This is a genomic window from Microcystis sp. M49636_WE2 (genome assembly GCF_030065375.1).
GTDB lineage: Bacteria > Cyanobacteriota > Cyanobacteriia > Cyanobacteriales > Microcystaceae > Microcystis > Microcystis aeruginosa_C.
The window spans coordinates 1-3,461 of the sequence record NZ_JASJFG010000761.1 but is presented as its reverse complement, the minus strand read 5'-3'; the positions used below and the strand labels follow the sequence as shown (position 1 = coordinate 3,461).

Here is a 3,461-nt window from a genome sequence, read left to right as displayed (position 1 = left end):
GTTAAACTGCTAATTCCCTGACGAATGGGGGTGAGGGTAATCTGACAGCTGCCCTGAAAACTTTGTCGGGGAATATCAATAATTAAATCGAGAAAAATATGATTAACTTGTCCGGGTCGATCGGGGTTATAATGGGGTTTAGCCCCGGGCAATTCAAAGGGTTGACGCTGATTATTTTCCGTGTCGATAGTGAGATGAGACATATTAGCCCTAACTTGCTGATTTTTGTCCGGTAAACTTAAATTAACACGATCGGTCGTCCCTTTCCTTGCTAACAATAATCCCCCCCCTATGAATCTCCCTTCCTTTCTCTGGTTATGGAAAATTGCCGCTTGGTCGATGGGATTTGCCCTCTTTGCCTATTTTTTACTAGCGGTTTCGGGGGTAAACATGGGTTATCGACGACTCGCGGGCCAATCTCGACCGAAATGGTTAAGACCCTTTCATCTCCTCAGCGGCCTGATCATGGTTGCTTTGGTCTTAATTCTGCTGGGAATCGGATTAGTGGGAACAATCGGTCATTATGGCAGTTTAGGCCACTCTTCCCACCTGATAGCGGGTTTATCGGTGGTTTTTCTGGTTTTTGTTTCGGCAATTAGCGGCCTGAACATTACCACTCGTCCACCTCTAGCGCGGTCTCTCCACATCGGCACTAATCTTTTATTGTTTCTGGGTTTTCTTTTTGTTACCCTAACAGGATGGGATGTGGTCCAAAAATATCTACAATAAAAATAGTCGGCGATCGAGTGGAGACTGTTTGATCGAGAAAAACTAGCTATCTCATCCCGAAAAATCGCCTTTTAGTGACAGAATACTCACCCCCAAATCATTATGCAAACCGTCGAATCACAAGCTATTAACACGATGTCAGTGCCAAAAAAAGGGCTACCGGTAACAATTATTACTGGGTTTCTTGGTAGTGGTAAGACTACCCTCCTCAATCATATTCTCAGCAATCAACAGGGGTTAAAAACTGCTGTTCTTGTCAATGAATTCGGTGAAATCGGTATCGATAACGAACTGATTATCAGCAGTGATGACAGCATGGTAGAATTAAATAATGGCTGTATTTGCTGCACGATTAACGAGGATTTAATTCAAGCGGTTTATAAAGTTCTCGAACGTCCCGAAAAAATCGATTATTTAGTCGTAGAAACCACGGGATTAGCCGATCCTTTACCAGTAGCTTTAACCTTTTTAGGGACGGAATTACGGGAAATGACCCGTTTAGATTCCATTGTCACTATGGTGGATTGTGCCAATTTCAGTCTCGATTTATTCAACTCGCAAGCGGCCTTAAGTCAAATCACCTACGGTGATATTATTGTTCTCAATAAAACCGATCTAGTGGATGAAGGGGATGTGGATTCTTTAGAAATAAGAATCCGGGACATGAAGGAAGGAGCGAGAATTCTTCGTACTAGCAAAAGTCAGGTCCCTTTACCCTTAATTCTCAGCGTCGGACTATTTGAATCGGATAAATATTTCGACACAGAAGAAGAACACCACGACCATGATCACCACGACCACGATCACGACCATTGCGATCATGATCACGACCATGATCACCACCACGATCACGATCATGATCATCACGACCATTCCAATCATTTAGAGGTGGATGGATTTACTTCTATTTCCTTTGCTAGTGACCAACCTTTTTCGATTCGGAAGTTCCAATATTTCCTCGATAATCAGTTACCGGAAAGCGTTTTCCGCGCTAAGGGTATTCTCTGGTTTGATGAAAGTCCTAAACGTCATATTTTCCACCTCAGTGGTAAACGTTTCACTCTCGAAGATGACGAATGGAAAGGTAGTCCGAAAAATCAGCTAGTTCTTATCGGTCAAAATCTTGATCATGAAACCCTAAAAGAACAGATTAACAGTTGTCTCATTTTACCTGCTGTCAATCGCGGTAAAGGATTTGGGAAATAAACCCCGCTTTGTAAATCTACTAAGTTGGGATTTTTAAGGGGAAACTCTCTGCTAAAGTCGGGCGTTACTTTCGATTTTTTCCCTCAATCCAAGCTTTTGGGGGGTTCTACCCCCCAAACCCCCCGCGCATTAGCTTTTCGGTGGGATGCTTACAGGCAGCTGCTGATCTATTTGTCATCATCTAAAAGTCACTGATAATTGCTGATTGTCGGTATTTCTGCCTTCCTAACTCCTGACTCTAAGGACAATTTTTTGATTTTTACAAGAGGTCTATTGAGCTTCTGGGGGTACTTTTCCCCCTAAAGATTCCACGATCGATCGAGTATTTTCCCTGAGCATTTTTACATAACTATCCCCTCTAGTACCCACCGCGCCGATCGAATCAGAATATAATTGTTGTGGTGCTAATTTCACCCCCGCTTCTTCCGCTACCGTGGTAATTAAAGCGGGATTAATAGTGGTCTCGGCAAAGATAGCAGCAACCCGGAGATTTTTAATAGCATCGGCTAGATTTTTCACCGTTTGGGCGCTAGGTTGTTCTTCGGTGCTAATACCAATTAAAGTTCCTGCAACTTTTAAACCGTAGGCATGAGCATAATACTGAAAAGCGTCATGAGTGGTGACTAATTGCCTTTGGGAAGGGGGGATAGTTTCAATAGCCGCAGCAATCCAGCGATCAAGATTTTCTAATTCTGCGATTAATTGGGCGGCATTTTCAGTAAAAATCTCTTTATCTTCGGGACTTAATTCAATCAATTGATCTCGGATTTTTTCCACCATGATTATACCATTTTTAGCCGAACCCCAAACGTGGGGATCCGGGACTTTCTGCCCCTCTTTTTCCAGTTGTAAAGGTGTAATGGCTTCTCCCACAGCCACTTTTTTAGCTTTAACTGCCGTAGAATCGATCATTTTAATTAACCCCGGTTCGAGATTATAACCGTTATAGAGAATTAAATCGGCTTTTTCTAAAGCGACACTATCGGCAGGAACTGGTTCATAAACGTGGGGATCATCCCCCGGTTTTAAAATGTCTTGATGGTCAATTTCTTCACCGCCCACTCGTGCGGTTAAATCGGCGATAATTGTGCTAGTGGAGATTACCTTTGGTTTTTGGTTATCGGTGGTATTAACCGAGGCATGACAAGCAACCAATCCCAAAAATAAACAGGATAAAATTAGTTTTTTCATCGGGAAATAGAGATGAGGGTTTAGAGGTTAGAGATGGGGGGAAATGGCATTGATATCTATCTTGATTTTTTTCCTGACTAAAGACTCCTTTTACTATTAAAATAGAGAACAGAGAAGGTGTAAATTCAAAAGACATGGATAACCAAGCCCCGATTAAACTACCGAAAACCAGCGAATCCGACCACCTCAAGCGCATTCGTCACACCACCTCCCATGTGATGGCCATGGCGGTGCAGAAATTATTCCCGAAAGCCCAAGTTACTATCGGGCCTTGGACTGAAACCGGATTTTACTACGATTTTGATGTGCCGGAACCTTTTACCGATAAGGATCTC

At 42.8% G+C, this 3,461-nt stretch carries 4 protein-coding genes and 1 pseudogene; 3 read left to right on the top strand and 2 right to left on the bottom strand.

Annotated features, from left to right (window positions below):
• The coding region (locus PX484_RS17465; protein WP_288104931.1) for a hypothetical protein at positions 1–203 on the bottom strand (203 nt) is incomplete at its 3' end.
• An 88-nt stretch (positions 204–291) separates the two neighbouring features.
• On the opposite strand from PX484_RS17465, the gene PX484_RS17460 reads away from it, so the two are divergent.
• Entirely contained in the window at positions 292–729 is a 438-nt protein-coding gene (locus PX484_RS17460; protein WP_002803749.1) for a DUF4079 domain-containing protein, read from the top strand.
• Positions 730–831: 102 nt separating this feature from the next.
• Positions 832–1,935: a CobW family GTP-binding protein gene (locus tag PX484_RS17455; RefSeq protein ID WP_288104929.1), complete on the top strand. Its 1,104-nt coding sequence runs from the start codon at positions 832–834 to the stop codon at positions 1,933–1,935.
• A 270-nt stretch (positions 1,936–2,205) separates the two neighbouring features.
• On the opposite strand, the gene PX484_RS17450 is transcribed toward PX484_RS17455, so the two are convergent.
• On the bottom strand, positions 2,206–3,126 hold the full coding sequence (locus tag PX484_RS17450; RefSeq protein WP_002803747.1) for a metal ABC transporter solute-binding protein, Zn/Mn family: 921 nt from the start codon (positions 3,124–3,126) through the stop codon (positions 2,206–2,208).
• A 134-nt stretch (positions 3,127–3,260) separates the two neighbouring features.
• On the opposite strand from PX484_RS17450, the pseudogene PX484_RS17445 reads away from it, so the two are divergent.
• A pseudogene (locus PX484_RS17445) lies at positions 3,261–3,461 on the top strand (threonine--tRNA ligase); the annotation flags it as partial.